Source organism: Pelagimonas sp. KU-00592-HH (assembly GCF_040369695.1).
Classification (GTDB): domain Bacteria; phylum Pseudomonadota; class Alphaproteobacteria; order Rhodobacterales; family Rhodobacteraceae; genus Shimia.
On record NZ_BAABWM010000002.1, the window covers coordinates 795,996 to 813,083 of the forward strand.

Sequence of the window (17,088 nt, forward strand, 5' to 3'; positions counted from 1 at the left end):
GGCCTAGCGCCGTGGCCGCTTCTGCGCGACCACCACGCCGGCAATCACGATGGCCGCTCCGGCGGCCTGTTGCCAGTCCCAGGTCGCGCCCAGACCCAGCATCAGAAGCATGACGTAGAACGGCGCAACATTGATGTGGAACGAGGCCACAGCCACACCAAGGCGGCCCACAGTGGCAATCCACATCAACTGACTTAACGCCATGCCCGCAATCGCGTAAATGGCCATCAACCCCATCTGCGTGCCATCCACCGCCGCTTTGGGCAGCACATCAAACCCGGCCGCGTGGGTGGCCAACAGGGCCACAGCGTTGAACATCAGGCCGCCCGCAAGGGTGATTGTCGTGCGCCCGATCTGCGAGAGGGTCGGAAAGGCGGTGACGGTTGCGTGGCTGCCGATGGCGAACAACGTGCAGGACACGACCACCGCCGCGGCACCGATCCCGATATCGCCAAGATCACCATTCGCCGTCGCCACGATGCCGCCCACAACCGAGGCCGCAAGCCCGACGAGAAACGCCCTGTTGATCTTGCGGGTCCGGGATATCACCTCGATCAGAGCCGCCGAGATTGGCGAGGTCGAGGCGATGATCGCCACCGTCACCGGATCGGTCAAAGCCTGTGCCAGCAGCAATAGATAGGCCCCGGCGCCAAAGGTCAGCCCTCCGATGATCGCCCCCTTGCCCCAGCGCGCCGACAGCACCGCCCTCGGGCCGTCCATCAGGATCCAGACCGGCAAAAGAAGTGTTACAGCAAGGGCGAAACGCGCTGCGATCAACGCCAAAGGTGGCCAGTTCTCCAACAAAATCTCGGCAGCAGGAAACCCGCAGGCCCATGTAAACATGGACGCCACGCCAAGCGCATTGCCGGAAAACACGCTGCTTGCGCCGGCGGTTTGCACCCGCGCAGAGCCAGGGTTTGTCATGGACATACCCGCACCTCGAACTGTCGAATCAGAAGGCGGTCGAAAATGCGACCGTTAAGTCAAAAAATGCCTTTAATCCCCTGTCACTTCTGTCTCATTTTCGACAGCATGTCGGTTTCAGACCTTGCACCGATCCGCCGCTCCGGCCCAAATACCGCCGAAAAGGACAGCCTCATGCCCCGATTTGCCGCCAACCTGACCCTCCTCTTTACCGAGGTGCCGCTGCTTGACCGGATTGCCGCGGCGCGCGATGCCGGCTTTGACGGTGTTGAAATGCTGTTCCCCTACGCCGCCGCGATAGGCGATCTGAAATCAGCCCTCGAAACCGCCAACCTGCCCCTGATCCTGATCAACACACCCGTCCCCGACTGGGACACCGGCGGTCGCGGCTGCGCGGCCATTCCCGGTGCCGAAACCCGGTTTCGCGAGGGGTTCGAACAAGCCCTCACTTATGCAGAGGGCCTTGGCACGCCTATCATCCACATCATGTCCGGCCTCGCCTCCGGCTCCGAGGCAAAGCAAACCCTGATCGACAACCTGAAATGGGCAACAGGCCGCGTGCCCGAACAACCGCTGACAATCGAACCGATCAACACCCACGACATTCCGGGCTATTTCCTCGACGATTTCGATCTGGCCGGCGACATTCTCGACGCCGTGGCCGCCCCCAATCTCGCCCTGCAATTCGATGCCTACCACGCCCACCGCATCACCGGGGACATGCCCGCCACATGGGCGCGACACGGCCACCGCGCCACGCACATCCAGATCGCGGGCGTCCCCGGACGTCATGAACCCGCTGGGGGAGACATCGACTATCCGGCCTTCTTCACCCACTTGGATGAAACCGGCTACTCCGGTTTTGTCAGCGCCGAATACTTTCCCGCCGCCGAGACAACCAAGGGCCTCGCCTGGCTGAACTCAGCCCGCTGAGGGTTCGAACACGTTGGTCAGGTAGAAGTCGTCGCTATAGTGGATGGCCATCGAGAAATAGCACCGCTGCCGCAGATGCGCCTTCACCGCCGCCTCAAGATCATCCCGCAGTGCCCGCGTAAAGGCGGCATCGCGATGCGGCTTGGTCAACAGCGAGACTTCGACCAACAGATGCGTGTGATGGAAGACGGCAGCAGGATAGGCCCGCCCCTTGCACACGCCAGCGCCCGAGTCATGGGCATTGATGGTGGCCTCGATTGCGCGCAATACCTCCTGCGCATCAAAGTCGAGGTCCGACGAGTATTTCAGGTCTGCATGTGGCATCAGTGCGCCTCCGCCCAGTTCGCGCCGGTTCCGGCATCCACGATCAACGGCACGTCCAGCTTGACCGCCGGTTCCGCCGCCGCTTCCATCACCGCCTTGGCGGTTGCGATGGTCTCTTCAACCGCGCCTTCGTCCACCTCGAAGACAAGTTCATCGTGCACCTGCAACAGCATCTTCGCAGGCAGATCCGCAATCGCCTCAGGCATCCGGATCATCGCCCGGCGAATGATATCCGCCGCCGTCCCCTGAATGGGCGCGTTGATCGCCGCCCGCTGCGCAAACCCGGCCCGCGGCCCCTTGGCATTGATCTCCGGCATGTGGATCTTGCGACCGAACAGCGTCTGCACATGCAGGTTTTCTTTCGCAAAGGCCTTGGTCTCGTCCATGTAGGTCCGAATGCCGGGAAAGCGTTCGAAATAACGGCTGATAAAGTCCTGCGCCTCGCCGCGCGGAATCCGCAGGTTGCGCGCCAGACCAAAGGCAGAAATGCCATAGATCACACCAAAGTTGATCGCCTTCGCCTGCCGCCGGATATCAGGCGTCATCTCGTCCAGCGGCACGTTGAACATCTCGCTCGCGGTCATCGCGTGAATGTCGTGCCCGTCCCGGAACGCCTGTTTCAGCGCATCAATCCCCGCCATATGGGCAAGGATACGCAATTCGATCTGGCTATAGTCCAGCGCGATAAGAACCTTGCCCTCATCCGCCACAAACGCCTCGCGAATGCGCCGCCCTTCTTCCGTACGGATCGGTATGTTCTGCAGGTTCGGATCGGACGAGGCCAACCGCCCGGTGTTGGCGCCGGTCTGCACATAGGATGTATGCACACGACCCGTCTCCGGGTTGATGTGATCCTGAAGCGCATCCGTGTAGGTCGACTTCAGCTTCTGCAACTGGCGATAGTCCAGAACCCGCGCCGCGAAGTCATGGGTCGCGGCCAGTTCCTCAAGCACATCCGCCGGGGTCGACCATTGCCCGGTCTTGGTCTTCTTGCCGCCTTCAAGCCCCATTTCCTCGAACAGGATCGCCCCCACCTGCGCCGGCGACTGCACGTTGAACTCATGGCCTGCCAACTCGTAGAGCTCGGCCTCATACCCGGCCATCTTCTGGGCAAAGGCATTCGACATCCGGCTCAGCGTATCGCGATCCACCTTGATGCCATGCATCTCCATCTGCGCCAGCACCGGCGACAGTGGTCGCTCCAGCGTCTCATACACCGTGGTCACCTGTTCCTGATGCAGCTTCGACTTGAACATCTGCCACAGGCGCAGGGTCACGTCGGCATCTTCGGCGGCATATTTCACCGCATCCTCAATCGGCACCTTGTCAAAGGTGATCGCGGATTTCCCCGTCCCCAACAGCGTCTTGATCGAGATCGGCTGATGCCCGAGATAGCGTTCCGCCAACTGGTCCATACCGTGCCCGTGCATCCCCGCGTGCAGCGCGTAGCTCAAGAGCATCGTGTCATCAATCGGCGCGACCTGCACCCCATAGCGTTTCAGGATCTTGCAGTCATACTTGGCGTTCTGGAAAATCTTGAGGATGCTTTCATCCTCCAACACAGGCTTCAGAACCTCCAGCACCTCGTCCAGCGGCATCTGCCCCTCGGCCAACTCATCACTGCCAAACAGATCGTCACTCGAGCCCTTTACGTGGCCAACAGGGATATAACAGGCTTCACCCGGCTCCACCGACAGGCAGACCCCCACCAGCTCGGCCACCATCTCGTCAAGGCCGGTGGTCTCGGTATCCACCGCCACATACCCCCGCGCCCGCGCCTTCGCGACCCAGGTCTCAAGCGCGGCCCGGTCCTTGACCCACTCATAGGCCTCGGCGTCAAACGGCTTGTCCTCCGGCGCATCCGCCCCGCCCGCAGGCGTAGCCCCCGCAGTAGCTTCCGCGATCACCGGCGCTTCAACCCCGATCTGTTCGGCAATCCGCTTGCTCAGGGTGCGGAATTCCATATCCGCCAGGAAATGCATGAGGACTTCCGGCTCGGGTTCTCTGACCTCAAGGTCTTCCAGCGTGAAATCCAGCTCCATATCACAATCCAGCTGCACCAGCCGTTTCGACATCTCGATCTGGTCGCGCTTCTCGATCAACGTCTGACGGCGCTTCGGCTGCTTGATCTCTTCCGCCCGATCCAGCAGCTCTTCCAGAGACCCGTATTCATTGATCAACAGCGCCGCAGTCTTGATCCCGATCCCCGGCGCACCGGGCACGTTATCGACACTGTCGCCGGCAAGCGCCTGCACATCCACCACGCGCTCCGGCCCGACGCCAAACTTCTCGTGCACGCCGTCGCTGTCGATCCGCTTGTTCTTCATCGCGTCCAGCATCTCGACGCCACCGCCCACAAGCTGCATCAGGTCCTTGTCCGAACTGATGATCGTACACCGCCCCCCGGCCTCACGCGCCTGACAGGCCAGCGTGGCAATGATGTCATCTGCCTCGAAACCTTCGATCTCCTTGCAGGCGATATTGAAGGCCTTGGTCGCCTCGCGGGTCAGCGGGAACTGCGGAACAAGATCTTCCGGCGCGGGCGGGCGATTGGCCTTGTAGAGATCATAAATCTCGTTGCGGAACGACTTGCCGGAATAGTCGAAGATCACCGCCACGTGGGTGGGGGCATCAGGCCCGGTGTTGCCCTCGACATAGCGGTGCAGCATGTTGCAAAACCCCGCAACCGCGCCAATCGGCAGGCCATCCGACTTGCGCGTCAGCGGCGGCAGGGCGTGATAGGCGCGAAAGATGAACGCCGAGCCATCAATCAGATGCAGATGGCACCCTTTGCCAAAACCGGTTTCCATGTCGCGCCTCCTGTAACCTGTTCCTGTCCCGTTCTGCCATGCTCTCCCCCAAGGTGCCAGCCGCAATCTTGCGCATTGCCACCTCCTGCCCGCTTCAATGCACCCAAAATACTCCAGGGGGTCCAAGGGGGGCAGCGCCCCCCTTGCCAAGCTCTCGAAGGGCTGATTTACCATGCCCGCAATTGAGAGGGATCGCAGATGACTCATCTATGGGTACGCGCCGAACAACGGCCGAACGAAGAACGTGTCGGGCTCACCCCCGAAGGTGCCAAACAGCTGATTGCCAAGGGCATCCGCGTCACCGTCGAGGAAAGCTCGGTACGCGCCATCCCGATTGACGGCTACCGCGATGCGGGCTGCGACATCGCGCCGGAAAACACCTGGCCCGAAGCCCCGCGCGACGCAATCATCTTCGGCCTCAAGGAACTGCCCGAAGACGGCACGCCCTTGCCCCACAAGCACATCATGTTCGGCCACGCCTACAAGGGCCAGCATTCCGGTGTTGCCCTGCTCAAGCGTTTCAAGGCCGGGGGCGGCACGCTCTACGATCTCGAATATCTCGTTGATGACACCGGCCGCCGCGTCGCGGCCTTTGGCTACTGGGCGGGCTATGCCGGCGCTGCTGTCACCCTCAAGTCCTGGGCCGCGCAGCAACGCGGCACGCTCTGCGGGCCGGTGGGCGTCTATGCCAACAAGGACACGCTGCTCGACGATCTCGGCAGCGAACTCGACGCGCTGGATACGGACCTGCCCACTGCCATCGTGATCGGGGCCCTGGGCCGCGTTGGCACCGGTGCCGCCGATCTTCTCGAAACCATGGGTGTCGCCGTGACCAAATGGGACATGGCCGAAACCGCCAGCGGCGGCCCGTTCCCCGAGATCCTGCAGCACGACATCTTCATGAACTGCATTTTCGCACGTCCCGGCACTCCGGTGTTCGTCCCGCAGGATGCCAAATCAGCAGACCGCCAGCTCACCGCGATCGGCGATGTCGCCTGCGATCCCGACAGCGATTACAACCCGGTGCCTGTCTACGACAAGGCGACCACCTGGGAGGCCCCGGCCCTGCGCGTCCACGAGGCACCGGTGCTCGATGTCATGGCCATCGACAACCTGCCCTCGATGCTGCCGGTCGAATCCTCGGAAGACTACGCCGAACAGCTGCTCGCCACTCTGCTCAAGGTTGACGATCTGTCCGACGGCGTCTGGACCCGCGCCGAAGCAGACTTCGAAACCCACAGCAAGGATCTCTGAGACATGCGCCCCGAGATCATCGGCTACCTCGCCGCAACCCTTGGCACGATCTGCTGGATCCCCCAAGCGTGGAAGGCCTGGTCCACTCGTGACACCTCGGGGCTGTCGCTGCCGTCGAACCTGATGTTCCTGATCACCGTGTCCTTGTGGCTGGTCTACGGGCTGATGGTCGTCGACTGGCCCATCATCGTGGCCAACATCTTTGCCGTGACCGCCGTTTTCACCATCGTTGCGGCCAAGCTGAAGTACAAATAATCCCACAAATCGGCGCGACACCCCTGTGACCGTCGTGCCGTTTTTCATGGAACCTATTGAAGTCGTCCGCGTTTCACGCTCAAGCTGCGTTCCAGTTCAAAGATCGAAACGCTTTAGGGAGCGAAACTCATGACCATTCACTGGTGTGGCACCGGCCTGTCGGCCATCCCCGGCCTGCGCCGCCTGATCGAGGCAGGCCAGGACGTGACCGTCTGGAACCGGACCGTCGACAAGGCCCAAGAGGCGGTCGGCGATCTGACCGACAAGATCAAGGCCTTCGACATCGACGTGCTTGGCGGCGAACTGGCCGCAGACGACGTGGTTGTCTCCATGCTGCCGGGCGATTGGCACGTGCCGCTGGCCGAACTCTGCATCGCCAAGGGCGCGAATTTCGTCTCCTCCTCCTACATCGCCCCCGAGATGAAGGCGCTGGACGAGAAAGCCCGCGCCGCCGGTGTTGCCTGCGTGAACGAGGTCGGCCTTGATCCGGGCATCGACCACCTGATGGCCCACGCCCTTGTCGCCGACTACAAGGCCTCTTCCGCCTATGACGTCAGCAACGCGATTTCGTTCATTTCCTACTGCGGCGGCATCCCGAAACACCCCAACCCGTTCCGCTATAAATTCAGCTGGTCGCCGCTCGGTGTGCTCAAGGCCCTGCGCTCGCCCTCCCGCTCGATCCGCGATTTCGCCCCGCTCGACGTGGCCCGCCCGTGGGATGCGATCTCCTCCTACATCGCCCCGCTGCCCGCACCGGAAAGCTTCGAAGTCTACCCGAACCGCGATTCCATCCCCTTCATGGAAGACTACAACTTCGACGCGGATTGGAGCGTCAAGGAATTCGTCCGTGGCACCCTGCGCCTCAACGGCTGGGCCGAAGCCTGGGATGAGGTCTTCAAGGAAATCGAAACCCTCTCCGGCCCCGAAGGCGACGCCCGTCTCAAGGAAATGTCCGATCAGTTCTGGAACGAGAACGCCTATGACGAGGGCGAACCGGATCGCGTCGTGCTCTGCGTTGGCCTCAAGGCCGAAAACGACGGCAAAGAGGTCTGGAACAAAACCTACGTCATGGACGCCTGGGGCGACGAACGCGGCACCGCGATGGCCCGCCTCGTATCGATCCCGGTATCACTGGCCGTCGAATCCGTCCTGAACCGCGAAATCACTGCCGGCGTACATGCCGCTCCCAGCGATCCCAAGCTGTTTACCCGCTGGCTCGAGGAAATCGACACCCTCGCACAGCACCTGCAAATCGTCGATCACACCGCCTGATCGCCAAAGAGTGCCCCGCCAAAGGGGCACTCCCCTCGCAAAAACCTCAAGCCGCTGCCGCCCCCATGGCAGCGGCTTTTTGCAACCACTTGCCGATCACCCGCCGCTCGGGATGGCTTGTGCCACTGAACTGCGTGATCTTCAGCGGACGAATGCCCACAAAGCCAAGGATCTGACCTCGCAGCTGCACCATCAGAGCATTGCGATACAACAGGCGGAACACCCAGTTCGGCGTATCCGACAGCATCAGAACCCGCCCCGTGCGCCCGCTCAGCATCGGCCCCGGCAATCCCAGCTTGGTCGGGTTGCGCGTATCAAACGTCCGCCCCGGCAGGAACGCCCGATCTACCAGCCCCTTCAACTTGGCCGGCAAACCGCCCCACCAGACTGGCGTCGCCAGCACCACGTGCTCTGACCATTCGATATCCTGCAACACCTTCTCCAACCCCGGCTCCAGCGGCTTCTGGTTCACATAGCCGCCGAACCCATAGTCCGGGTCAAAGTCGAGGTCGTGCAGACGCGTCATCCGCACCTCGTGGCCGGCATCCTGCGCCGCCTTGGCATAGCTCTCGGCAAGACTTCCCGTCAGCGAGGTTTCCGCAGGGTGTCCGTCCAGAACAAAAATCCGTTTCACAGTCATGAGGCTCTCCATGATTCTATTAAATTGACCATGGTCATTTTTATTTCCTTCAAAATTGACCGTGGTCAATATAAAATTTGACCACGGTCACAAATCATGCGATGACACCCCATGGCCAGAGCAATCCAACAACGCACCCTCAAGACCCGCGCCAAACTTCTGGACGCGGCCACCGCCGTCGTTTCCGAAAGCGGTTACGAAGCTTTACGCGTGGAAGAAGTTGTCCTGCGCGCCGGTGTCGCCAAGGGCACCTTCTTTGCGCATTTCAAGGACAAGGATGCCCTGATGGATCAACTGATCGGGGCCGAGATCGACCGTCACCTCGACCAAATCGAATCCCTTTCCGCGCCGGAATCCATTTCCGAGATGGTCGACGCGCTGATGCCGCTTGCGGATTTCATGAGCTGCGAACGCTATGTCTTCGACGTGATCATCCGCTACTCCGGCGCCGCCGCCAACGAAGAAATCGGCCCGATTGCCATGACCTTCGGCCGCCATGCCGAGGTCGTGACCAAGTGGCTCTCCAACACACCCTTCCGGCAGGACATCTCGCCCGAACTTCAGGCCGAAGGCGTGCAGGCCTTTGCCATTCAGGCGATTTCCCTGATGTTCTGTTCCCTGCACAACGCGGTCACGGTACGCGACCGGCTGGAGACTTACCTCAAGGCCTGGCTGCTGCCATCTGCAGCGGGAAAGGCAACGTAAAAGGCCCGCGTCATTTCCTGACACGGGCTTGAAATCATTCATATTTTCCGGCGCATCACGCCGAAGGTCCCTCATCCGCGACGGACAAGTTCATCCTCTTCGTCGGCAAGGTTGATGCCAAGGGCATCCATCCCGTTTTCAAGGTGGTCCGACAGATGCGGCGATCCCAGAAGATAGTCGGCAGTCGGGGCCGTCGCTTCCGCCTTCGCGGTTTCGATCGCCTCCGCCAGCTCGTCAGCCATAAAGCTGTCACGGCCGATCCACATCACGGCGACAAGGCTCGCCTGCTCGTCTTCATTCAAGCGTTCGATGAAGCCCCTGAGCTCGCCCTCGGCGCGGTTAAGCTCGCGGGACATCAGCACCACCTGCGCAACCTTCCACGGCGAAATTTCAAGCATAGTCTTAGGCCTCCATTAGTTCTGTGCCCCTATTGCACAGATAAATATGCCCCCCGTCCTTGATCTTTCGCAAATCAATTCGTGGTTCGCATCTTTAATCTTGCCATGCCGCGAGGGGGCCAACAGCTGCACTTTGGGGCCGCTCTCGCGTGCGATCATCACGCGTCCGGCTTGGCCAGCGGCACCACCTTGGTCTCCTCGGGGGCCAGTTCCTCAAAGTCGAAATTGTCCAGACGACGCGCCCGGCGGCCCGCCTTGTCGGCACTGATCTTGATCTCGGAAATATCCTTAGCCGCCTGCCCGAAATGCCGGTCAAGGTTCTCGACCCGCGTCCCAAGCCGTTCCACATCCGAATAAAGCAACCCAAGCTCGCGACGGATCGCACCGGCCTGTTCCCGCATCCGCGCGTCTTTCAGAATGGCCCGCATGGTGTTCAACGTCGCCATGCAGGTGGTCGGCGACACGATCCAGACCCGCGCTGCAAACCCTTCCTGCACCAGCTCCGGAAACTTGGCGTGCAACTCGGCATAGATCGCCTCCGACGGCAGGAACATCAACGCACCATCCGCCGTGGCCCCTTCAAGGATGTACTTTTCCGAAATGTCCTTCACGTGCTTGCGCACCGATGTGCGGAACATCTGGATACCGGCCTTGAGCTCCGCCTCGGTCTCGGCCCCTACCATCACCTCGTAGGCTTCCAGCGGAAACTTCGAGTCGATCACGATGGGCCCCGGCGGGTTCGGCAGGTGGATCAGACAGTCGGCCCGCTTACCATTCGGCAGCGTATGTTGCAGCGAATAACTGTCTTTCGGCAACGCCTTGGACACGATGTCGTTCAACTGGATTTCCCCAAAGGCCCCGCGCGTCTGTTTGTTCGACAGGATATCCTGCAACGACAGCACATCGCCCGACAGCTTGGTAATATTTTCCTGCGCCTTGTCGATGGTCGACAGCCGCTCCTGCAACGCCGTCAGCGAGGTCGCGGTGCGCTTGGCGTTGCCCATCAGGCTTTCGTTCATCTTGGCCTGCATATCGTTCAGCGCGCGGTTCGTCTTCAACTGAAGATCAGCCATGTTCTCCTGCAACCGCATCTGGCTCTGGCCAAGCGTCTCCGACAGCTTGAGCTGCTGCGCCGCCAGCGTGTCCGCCATGCTCTGCTGCATATGCGCGAGGTTCTCGCCCGTGCTGCGCTGTGCCTTGGCAAGGTTCTCGTGCAGGTTCAACTGCACCTCGCCCAGTCGCTGTTCCATCAGGTTGGTGATCTGCGATTGCGCCTGCGCCTGTGATTGCGCCACCGTGCTCAGGCTGCCGCCCAGCTGCTCTTGCCCAAGCGCAAGCTGATCCACCCGCTGCCCCATGCCCGACAGCTGGTTCAGCACCCCTTGGGTCGCCGCCGCCGACTGCCGCGCCCGGCGCAACATCGCCCACAGCATCAGCAGGATAAGCGCCACGCCCACACCGGCACCGATCAACAGGTATTCCTGCGTCTGGGGATCCGCAAAATCAATCATGTCCGCCCGAACAGCCTTTCAATATCGCTCAGTTTCAATTCCACGTAGGTCGGCCGCCCGTGGTTGCATTGCCCGGAATGCGGCGTCGCTTCCATCTCGCGCAGCAGGGCATTCATCTCGTCCGCCCGCATCCGCCGACCCGACCGTATCGACCCGTGACAGGCCACACGGCTCAGGATCGCCTCGATCCGTGCCTGCACAAGAAAGCTCTCGCCCTGGTCATCCAGCTCGTCGAGGATATCCAGCACCATCGCCCGCGCATTCACCTCGCCAAGGATCGCAGGCGTCTCGCGCACCGCAACGGCCCCGCCACCAAAGGCCTCGATGGTCAGACCCAGCTTGGACAGCTCATCCGCCACCGCCAGCAAGCGCGCACAATCGCCATCCGAAAGCTCTACGATCTCGGGAATCAGCAACGCCTGCGCGGCGACACCGTTTTCGGCCATCTGGGTCTTGAGCCGCTCATAGACAAGCCGCTCGTGCGCCGCGTGCTGATCGACAATCACCATGCCCGTCTCGGTCTGGGCGATGATATAGTTCTCATGCACCTGCGCCCGCGCCGCCCCAAGCGGCAGGGCCTCGGTCGGGGCTTCCTGCGCCTCGGGCGCGGCCACATCAACCACCGGCTCCACCCGCGCGCTATAGCTTTCCGACAGATCGGCAAACCCCGGCTCAACCACCGGAGCAGGTGCCTGCATTCCATACGCTACCGTACGGGTAGTCAGAGAAGGCCGATCCATCTGGTACACCCGCGCCGGACCGCCCATCGGCTCTGGCCGCATCGCGCCAAGCGTCGCGCCCGCCACCGTCGTCGAGGCCCGATGCCCCGCCTCGGCCAGCGCATGGCGCAAACCACTCACGATCAAGCCCCGCGCCGTCCCCGGATCTCGGAACCGCACTTCGGATTTCGCCGGATGCACGTTTACGTCCACAAGATGCGGGTCGCATTCGATGAACAGCGCCGCCGCCGGATGCCGGTCGCGGCTCAGGAAGTCGAAATAGGCCGCCCGCAGCGCCCCCACCAGCAACTTGTCCTTAACCGGCCGCCCGTTCACGAACAGGTACTGCGCCACGTTCGACCCACGCGAATAGGTCGGCAACGCCGCATACCCCGTCAGGTGCAGCCCCTCGCGGCTGGCATCAATGCGCAATGCGTTCTCGGCGAACTCGGCCCCGATGATCCGCGCCAGCCGCCCGTGCAGCGCATCGAACAGGTCGCCGCTTTCGGCTTCGGCCCGAAAGGTGATCCGCCCTTCGCCCCCGCCCGACACATCGCGCAGCACGAACCCCACGAAAGGTTCGGCCATCGCCAGCCGCTTCACCACATCGGTGATCGCCTGTGCCTCGGCTCGATCCGAGCGCATGAATTTCAACCGCGCCGGCGTGGCAAAGAACAGGTCGCGCAACTCGACGATGGTGCCATTCGACAGGGCCGCCGGTTTCACCGCCGCCATCTTGCCGCCATCCACCGTGATCACCGCCGCATCCGCCCCCGGCACCCGCGACGTAATCGACAGCCGGCCCACCGCCCCCAGTGACGGCAGCGCCTCTCCCCGAAACCCGAAGGTGTGAATATCCAGCAGATCCGACCCGTCGATCTTCGAAGTCGCATGACGTGACAGGGCCAGCGGCAAATCCTCTTCGGCAATCCCGCACCCATCATCCGTCACCCGGATCAGGGTCTTGCCACCATCGGCATAGGCCACCTCGATCCGCCGCGCACCGGCATCCAGCGCGTTTTCGACAAGTTCCTTCACCGCCGAGGCTGGACGTTCCACCACTTCACCGGCGGCAATCCGGTTGATCGCGGCATCGTCAAGCTGCCGGATAACCGGCCGATTTTGGCTTATTTTGGGGTCAGGCTGGGACATACCGCAAAACCTAGCATAGTCACGCTTGATTCTGCCACAGGCAATGGCGGCGGAAATTGTAACCGCTGCGCCGCTCATCCCACGTCGGAAAGGGGGTTGTCAAACGCTGTTTCGGACCCGCTCAGTCGCCGCCGTCGGTACCGCTCTCACTGCCGATCACCATCGCAAGCGAGGTCGCGACAACCGCGTCGGGGTCAACCGATTGCAATGGTTTGCGGCGCGCCAGAACGATCAGGGCAATGCCCGCAAACCCCAGCAATCCGCCCACGAAAAGCCCTGCGAAAATCGCCTCTGCATCGCCGGTGCGATACCCCAACGACGCCTGTCCGGCAAAGAACCCAAGACCGGCCCCACAGAGGCCGATGGCGATCAGATAGATGATCAGTTTGCGCAGCCACATGGCGCGTCTCCCGATACGAAACACCCACCTCAAGGCTGCGCCTTTTTTGCATTTCTGTCAAATTCGGCCCGAATTCAGACCCGAAATCAGACCCGGAACAGGCAGGGATGTCACCCTGCCTTGCCCCATCCGCCACCGCCCGGCGTGGCCATTCCGAACACGCCACCTGCGGGCAGTTCGATCTCGTCGTTTCCTTTGAGATCAACACGTTGCCCATCCGGCATTTCGGCCCAGTTCACACCGACGCCCCCGGCTGCACCACCGTCCACACCATAGGGCGGAACGATGCGGTGCGAGGTCAGCGTCGTCACCGTCACAGGCACAAGGAACCGCATCCGGCGCCACGATCCTTCGCCGCCACGCCACTCTCCGGCGCCTCCGGAATCAGCGCGAATCCCGAACTCCTCAAGCCGCACAGGGAACCGTTTCTCAAGGATTTCCGGATCGGTCATGCGGGTGTTGGTCATGTGGCTCTGCACCGCGTCACACCCGTTAAAGCCCGGCCCGGCTCCCGTGCCTCCGGCGATGGTCTCGTAGTTCTGGAAGTCCGCGTTGCCCCAGATAAAGTTGTTCATCGTCGCCTGCGAACAGGCAATCACGCCCAGCGCGCCATAAAGCGCGTTACAGGTGGCCTGGCTGACCTCGGTATTCCCCGCGATCACGGCCGCCGGATAGACCGGATTCAACATGGACCCATCCGGCACAACGATCCTGAGGGGTTTCAGACAGCCTTCGTTCAGCGGAATTTCCGCCCCGACCATTGTCCGGAAAACATAAAGAACCACCGCACGGCAAATCGACAGCGGCGCATTATAGTTGCCCGCGTGTTGCGCGCTGGTTCCGGTGAAATCAATCACCGCTTCACGCGCCTCGCGATCAACCGAGACCTTCACCTCGATCTGTGCGCCGCTATCCATCGGATAGCTGAACGCCCCGTCGCTCAGACGGTCGATCACGCGGCGCACGCTTTCCTCGGCATTGTCCTGAACGTGGCCCATATAGGCCTGCACCACGTCCAGACCGTATTGCGCCACCACCTTCAACAACTCGCGTCGCCCGGTCTCGTTCGCGGCAACCTGCGCCTTGAGGTCGGCCATGTTCTGATCGGGATTACGCGCCGGATAGGTGCCTGACGCCAGCACATCCCGCGCCCGCGCCTCTTGCAATTCGCCCCGTTCAACAAGGCGCACGTTGTCGATCAACACGCCCTCGTGGTCGATATGCGTACTATCCGGCGGCCCCGATCCCGGGGTCCGGCCGCCAATATCGGCATGGTGCCCGCGCGAGCCCAGCCAGAACACCACCTCGCCACCGTGGAACACGGGCGTCACCACCGTCACATCCGGAAGGTGCGTGCCGCCGTTGTAGGGTGAATTCAGCATAAAGGCATCGCCCTCGGCCACATCCGGGTTCTGCCGCATCACGGTCCGGATCGACTCGGCCATCGACCCAAGGTGCACCGGCACGTGCGGCGCGTTCGCCACGAGATCGCCATTGGTGTCAAAGATCGCACAAGAGAAATCCAGCCGTTCCTTGATGTTCACCGACCACGACGTATTGGCCAGCGTTGCCCCCATCTGGTCGGCCACGCTCATGAACAGGTTGTTGAACACCTCCAGCAACACAGGGTCCGCCTCGGTCCCCGCCGCCTTGGCGCGCGCCATGTCTTCGACGCGCTCCACCACGAGGTTGCCAAGGCCATCCACCCGCGCTTCCCAGCCGGGTTCGATCACGTTGGTGCCCGTCGCCTCGGTGATCACCGCCGGCCCCTTGACCACGGCCGCCCCGCCAAGGGTGTCGCGATCAAACAGCGGCACCTCCTGCCACGCGTCGCCGACATGGACACCGATCATCGCTTTGGCCGCACCATCGCCCTCGGACACGACCGCCGAAGGCGCCTCGCCGGTTTCGCCGATTGCCTCGACCGAGATCATCTCGAACAACAGACCCCGCTCTGGCGAGACAAAACCGAACCGCTGCTTGTGCGCCTCTTCAAAGGCCACCCGCATCTCTGCCTCCGGACCAAACGGCACCTCAAGCGCCTGGTGGGACCCGTCATAGCGCAGATGCGCCCGCGCCTCGATCCGGACCTGCTCCACCCCCTGCGCAACCACCTCGTCGCGGGCCTCTGCCTCGATCCCCGCCAGCGCCGCAGCCGCCGCCGCGGCATCCGCCACCGGCGCGTCCAGCTGCACCTCGCGCATCGCCCGGATCTCTGCCAAACCCATGCCATAGGCCGACAGCACGCCCGCGTGCGGATGGATGAACACCCGCTTCATGCCCAGCGCATCCGCCACCAGACAGGCATGCTGCCCGCCCGCGCCGCCAAAACACTGCAACGTATACTGCGTCACGTCATGGCCACGCTGCACGGAGATCTTCTTGATCGCATTGGCCATGTTGTCGACCGCGATCCGCAGGAACCCTTCGGCCACCACCTCCGGCGCCTGCTCCGGCTGGCCCGTCGCCCCGGCAATCTCGGCCGCCAGCGCCGTGAACTTCTCGCGCACGACCTCCGCATCCAGCGGCAAATCGCCATTGAGGCCAAAGACATGCGGGAAATGATCCGGGTTCAACTTGCCCAGCATCACGTTGCAATCGGTCACCGTCAGCGGCCCGCCACGACGGTAACAGGCCGGCCCCGGATCGGCACCTGCGCTTTCCGGCCCCACCTGGTACCGGCCATCACGGAACGAACAGATCGATCCGCCCCCCGCCGCAACCGTGTGAATATCCATCATCGGCGCGCGCATCCGCACCCCGGCCACCTCGGTCTCGAACGACCGTTCGTAGTCTCCGGCATAGTGGCTGACGTCGGTCGAAGTGCCGCCCATATCAAACCCGATCAGCTTGTCGAAACCGGCCGCCTCGCCGGTCTTGACCATGCCCACGATACCACCCGCCGGCCCCGAAAGGATCGCGTCGCGCCCGTGGAACAGGCTGGCATCGGTCAGGCCGCCATTGGACTGCATGAACAACAGCCGCTCGCAGGCCCGCCCCATATCCAGCGCCCCCGCCACCTGTTCGACATAACGGCGCAGGATCGGCGAGAGATAGGCATCCACAACCGTGGTATCCCCCCGCCCCACCAGCTTGGCCAGACGGCTCACTTCCGAACTCACCGAGACCTGCGTAAAGCCGATCTCCCGCGCCATCTCGGCGGCGCGCTCCTCATGGGCGGGGTTCAGATACCCGTGCAGCCCGGCAATCGCGATCGCGCGGATACCGCCGTCAAATCCGGCCTGCATCGCAGCCCGCAACCCCGCTTCGTCCAACGCCTTCACAACACCGCCATCGGCATCAAGACGCTCGTCCATTTCGATCACATCTTCATACAACAGGTCCGGACGCTTGATCTCGAGATCAAACAGGCGCGGGCGGGTCTGGTACCCGATCTTGAGCAGGTCTTTGAACCCCTTGGTGATCACCAGAAGCACCCGCTCGCCCTTGCGCTCCAAGAGGGCATTCGTGGCCACCGTGGTGCCCATCTTGACCGCGCGAATGCCGCCATCGGGAAAGGTCGCGCCTGCGCCCATCAGCTCGCGAATGCCCTGCACCGCCGCATCACGATAGCGTTCGGGGTTCTCCGACAACAGCTTGTGCGTCACAACCCCGCCATCCGGCTGACGCGCCACGATATCGGTAAATGTGCCACCCCGGTCGATCCAGAATTCCCAACGTCCGCTCATAGCGTGCCTCCCAAATTACCGGCCAAGGCTTCACCCCCTCGACGGCCAATGTCAACGCCCCCTGCGACCCTTGGACCCTTCCCAAAATTCGGGCATCATCTT

14 protein-coding genes are annotated in these 17,088 nt (G+C 62.4%); 5 read left to right on the forward strand and 9 right to left on the reverse strand.

The window, feature by feature from the left end; translation table 11 throughout:
- Positions 1-3: 3 nt before the first annotated feature.
- Positions 4-930: a DMT family transporter gene (locus ABWV42_RS11020; protein WP_353340139.1), complete on the reverse strand. Its 927-nt coding sequence runs from the start codon at positions 928-930 to the stop codon at positions 4-6.
- A 102-nt stretch (positions 931-1,032) separates the two neighbouring features.
- Between ABWV42_RS11020 and ABWV42_RS11025 the strand changes: the two genes are divergently transcribed.
- Positions 1,033-1,857 (forward strand): hydroxypyruvate isomerase family protein, encoded by an 825-nt coding sequence (locus ABWV42_RS11025; RefSeq protein WP_353340140.1) that lies wholly within the window; start codon positions 1,033-1,035, stop codon positions 1,855-1,857.
- On the opposite strand, the gene ABWV42_RS11030 is transcribed toward ABWV42_RS11025, so the two are convergent.
- A complete protein-coding gene (locus tag ABWV42_RS11030; RefSeq protein WP_353340141.1) occupies positions 1,846-2,181 on the reverse strand; it encodes a hypothetical protein in 336 nt (111 codons plus the stop codon). The genes ABWV42_RS11025 and ABWV42_RS11030 overlap by 12 nt on opposite strands.
- A complete protein-coding gene (gene polA, locus ABWV42_RS11035) occupies positions 2,181-4,991 on the reverse strand; it encodes a DNA polymerase I (protein ID WP_353340142.1) in 2,811 nt (936 codons plus the stop codon). Before polA ends, ABWV42_RS11030 begins: the two co-directional genes overlap by 1 nt.
- A 198-nt stretch (positions 4,992-5,189) precedes the next feature.
- Between polA and ABWV42_RS11040 the strand changes: the two genes are divergently transcribed.
- The 3 genes from ABWV42_RS11040 (at position 5,190) to ABWV42_RS11050 (ending at position 7,772) form a co-directional block, all read left to right on the forward strand.
- Complete coding sequence (locus ABWV42_RS11040) at positions 5,190-6,245, forward strand: saccharopine dehydrogenase (protein WP_353340143.1); 1,056 nt, start codon at positions 5,190-5,192, stop codon at positions 6,243-6,245.
- 3 nt (positions 6,246-6,248) lie between these two features.
- The gene (locus ABWV42_RS11045; RefSeq protein ID WP_353340144.1) at positions 6,249-6,500 is read left to right on the forward strand and encodes a SemiSWEET family sugar transporter; all 252 of its coding nucleotides are present in this window, start codon (positions 6,249-6,251) and stop codon (positions 6,498-6,500) included.
- 129 nt (positions 6,501-6,629) lie between these two features.
- The gene (locus tag ABWV42_RS11050) at positions 6,630-7,772 is read left to right on the forward strand and encodes a saccharopine dehydrogenase family protein (protein ID WP_353340145.1); all 1,143 of its coding nucleotides are present in this window, start codon (positions 6,630-6,632) and stop codon (positions 7,770-7,772) included.
- A 46-nt stretch (positions 7,773-7,818) separates the two neighbouring features.
- On the opposite strand, the gene ABWV42_RS11055 is transcribed toward ABWV42_RS11050, so the two are convergent.
- Positions 7,819-8,412 carry an NAD(P)H-dependent oxidoreductase gene (locus tag ABWV42_RS11055; protein WP_353340146.1) on the reverse strand — a complete coding sequence of 198 codons (594 nt, stop codon included), beginning with the start codon at positions 8,410-8,412 and terminating at the stop codon, positions 7,819-7,821.
- Positions 8,413-8,523: 111 nt separating this feature from the next.
- Between ABWV42_RS11055 and ABWV42_RS11060 the strand changes: the two genes are divergently transcribed.
- Positions 8,524-9,117, forward strand: a complete 594-nt coding sequence (locus ABWV42_RS11060) for a TetR/AcrR family transcriptional regulator (RefSeq protein WP_353340147.1) — start codon at positions 8,524-8,526, stop codon at positions 9,115-9,117.
- Positions 9,118-9,188: 71 nt separating this feature from the next.
- Here the strand turns inward: ABWV42_RS11060 and ABWV42_RS11065 are convergent, their stop codons facing one another.
- From ABWV42_RS11065 to ABWV42_RS11085, 5 genes are all read right to left on the reverse strand, one after another.
- Entirely contained in the window at positions 9,189-9,515 is a 327-nt protein-coding gene (locus tag ABWV42_RS11065) for a DUF3775 domain-containing protein (RefSeq protein ID WP_353340148.1), read from the reverse strand.
- Positions 9,516-9,673: 158 nt separating this feature from the next.
- On the reverse strand, positions 9,674-11,026 hold the full coding sequence (locus tag ABWV42_RS11070; RefSeq protein ID WP_353340149.1) for a DNA recombination protein RmuC: 1,353 nt from the start codon (positions 11,024-11,026) through the stop codon (positions 9,674-9,676).
- Complete coding sequence (gene mutL / locus ABWV42_RS11075) at positions 11,023-12,897, reverse strand: DNA mismatch repair endonuclease MutL (RefSeq protein ID WP_353340150.1); 1,875 nt, start codon at positions 12,895-12,897, stop codon at positions 11,023-11,025. The genes ABWV42_RS11070 and mutL overlap by 4 nt, the downstream gene beginning before the upstream one ends.
- Positions 12,898-13,018: 121 nt before the next feature.
- Positions 13,019-13,297 (reverse strand): hypothetical protein, encoded by a 279-nt coding sequence (locus ABWV42_RS11080; RefSeq protein ID WP_353340151.1) that lies wholly within the window; start codon positions 13,295-13,297, stop codon positions 13,019-13,021.
- A gap of 110 nt (positions 13,298-13,407) precedes the next feature.
- Positions 13,408-16,986, reverse strand: coding sequence for a hydantoinase B/oxoprolinase family protein (locus ABWV42_RS11085; protein WP_353340152.1), 3,579 nt, complete (start codon positions 16,984-16,986; stop codon positions 13,408-13,410).
- Positions 16,987-17,088 lie beyond the last annotated feature (102 nt).

Coding starts and splice junctions, on each gene's coding strand:
- ABWV42_RS11020 (WP_353340139.1), bottom strand. CDS start 930: ATGTCCATGACAAACCCTGGCTCTGCGCGGGTGCAAACCGCCGGCGCA.
- ABWV42_RS11025 (WP_353340140.1), top strand. CDS start 1,033: ATGTCGGTTTCAGACCTTGCACCGATCCGCCGCTCCGGCCCAAATACC.
- ABWV42_RS11030 (WP_353340141.1), bottom strand. CDS start 2,181: ATGCCACATGCAGACCTGAAATACTCGTCGGACCTCGACTTTGATGCG.
- polA (WP_353340142.1), bottom strand. CDS start 4,991: ATGGAAACCGGTTTTGGCAAAGGGTGCCATCTGCATCTGATTGATGGC.
- ABWV42_RS11040 (WP_353340143.1), top strand. CDS start 5,190: ATGACTCATCTATGGGTACGCGCCGAACAACGGCCGAACGAAGAACGT.
- ABWV42_RS11045 (WP_353340144.1), top strand. CDS start 6,249: ATGCGCCCCGAGATCATCGGCTACCTCGCCGCAACCCTTGGCACGATC.
- ABWV42_RS11050 (WP_353340145.1), top strand. CDS start 6,630: ATGACCATTCACTGGTGTGGCACCGGCCTGTCGGCCATCCCCGGCCTG.
- ABWV42_RS11055 (WP_353340146.1), bottom strand. CDS start 8,412: ATGACTGTGAAACGGATTTTTGTTCTGGACGGACACCCTGCGGAAACC.
- ABWV42_RS11060 (WP_353340147.1), top strand. CDS start 8,524: ATGGCCAGAGCAATCCAACAACGCACCCTCAAGACCCGCGCCAAACTT.
- ABWV42_RS11065 (WP_353340148.1), bottom strand. CDS start 9,515: ATGCTTGAAATTTCGCCGTGGAAGGTTGCGCAGGTGGTGCTGATGTCC.
- ABWV42_RS11070 (WP_353340149.1), bottom strand. CDS start 11,026: ATGATTGATTTTGCGGATCCCCAGACGCAGGAATACCTGTTGATCGGT.
- mutL (WP_353340150.1), bottom strand. CDS start 12,897: ATGTCCCAGCCTGACCCCAAAATAAGCCAAAATCGGCCGGTTATCCGG.
- ABWV42_RS11080 (WP_353340151.1), bottom strand. CDS start 13,297: ATGTGGCTGCGCAAACTGATCATCTATCTGATCGCCATCGGCCTCTGT.
- ABWV42_RS11085 (WP_353340152.1), bottom strand. CDS start 16,986: ATGAGCGGACGTTGGGAATTCTGGATCGACCGGGGTGGCACATTTACC.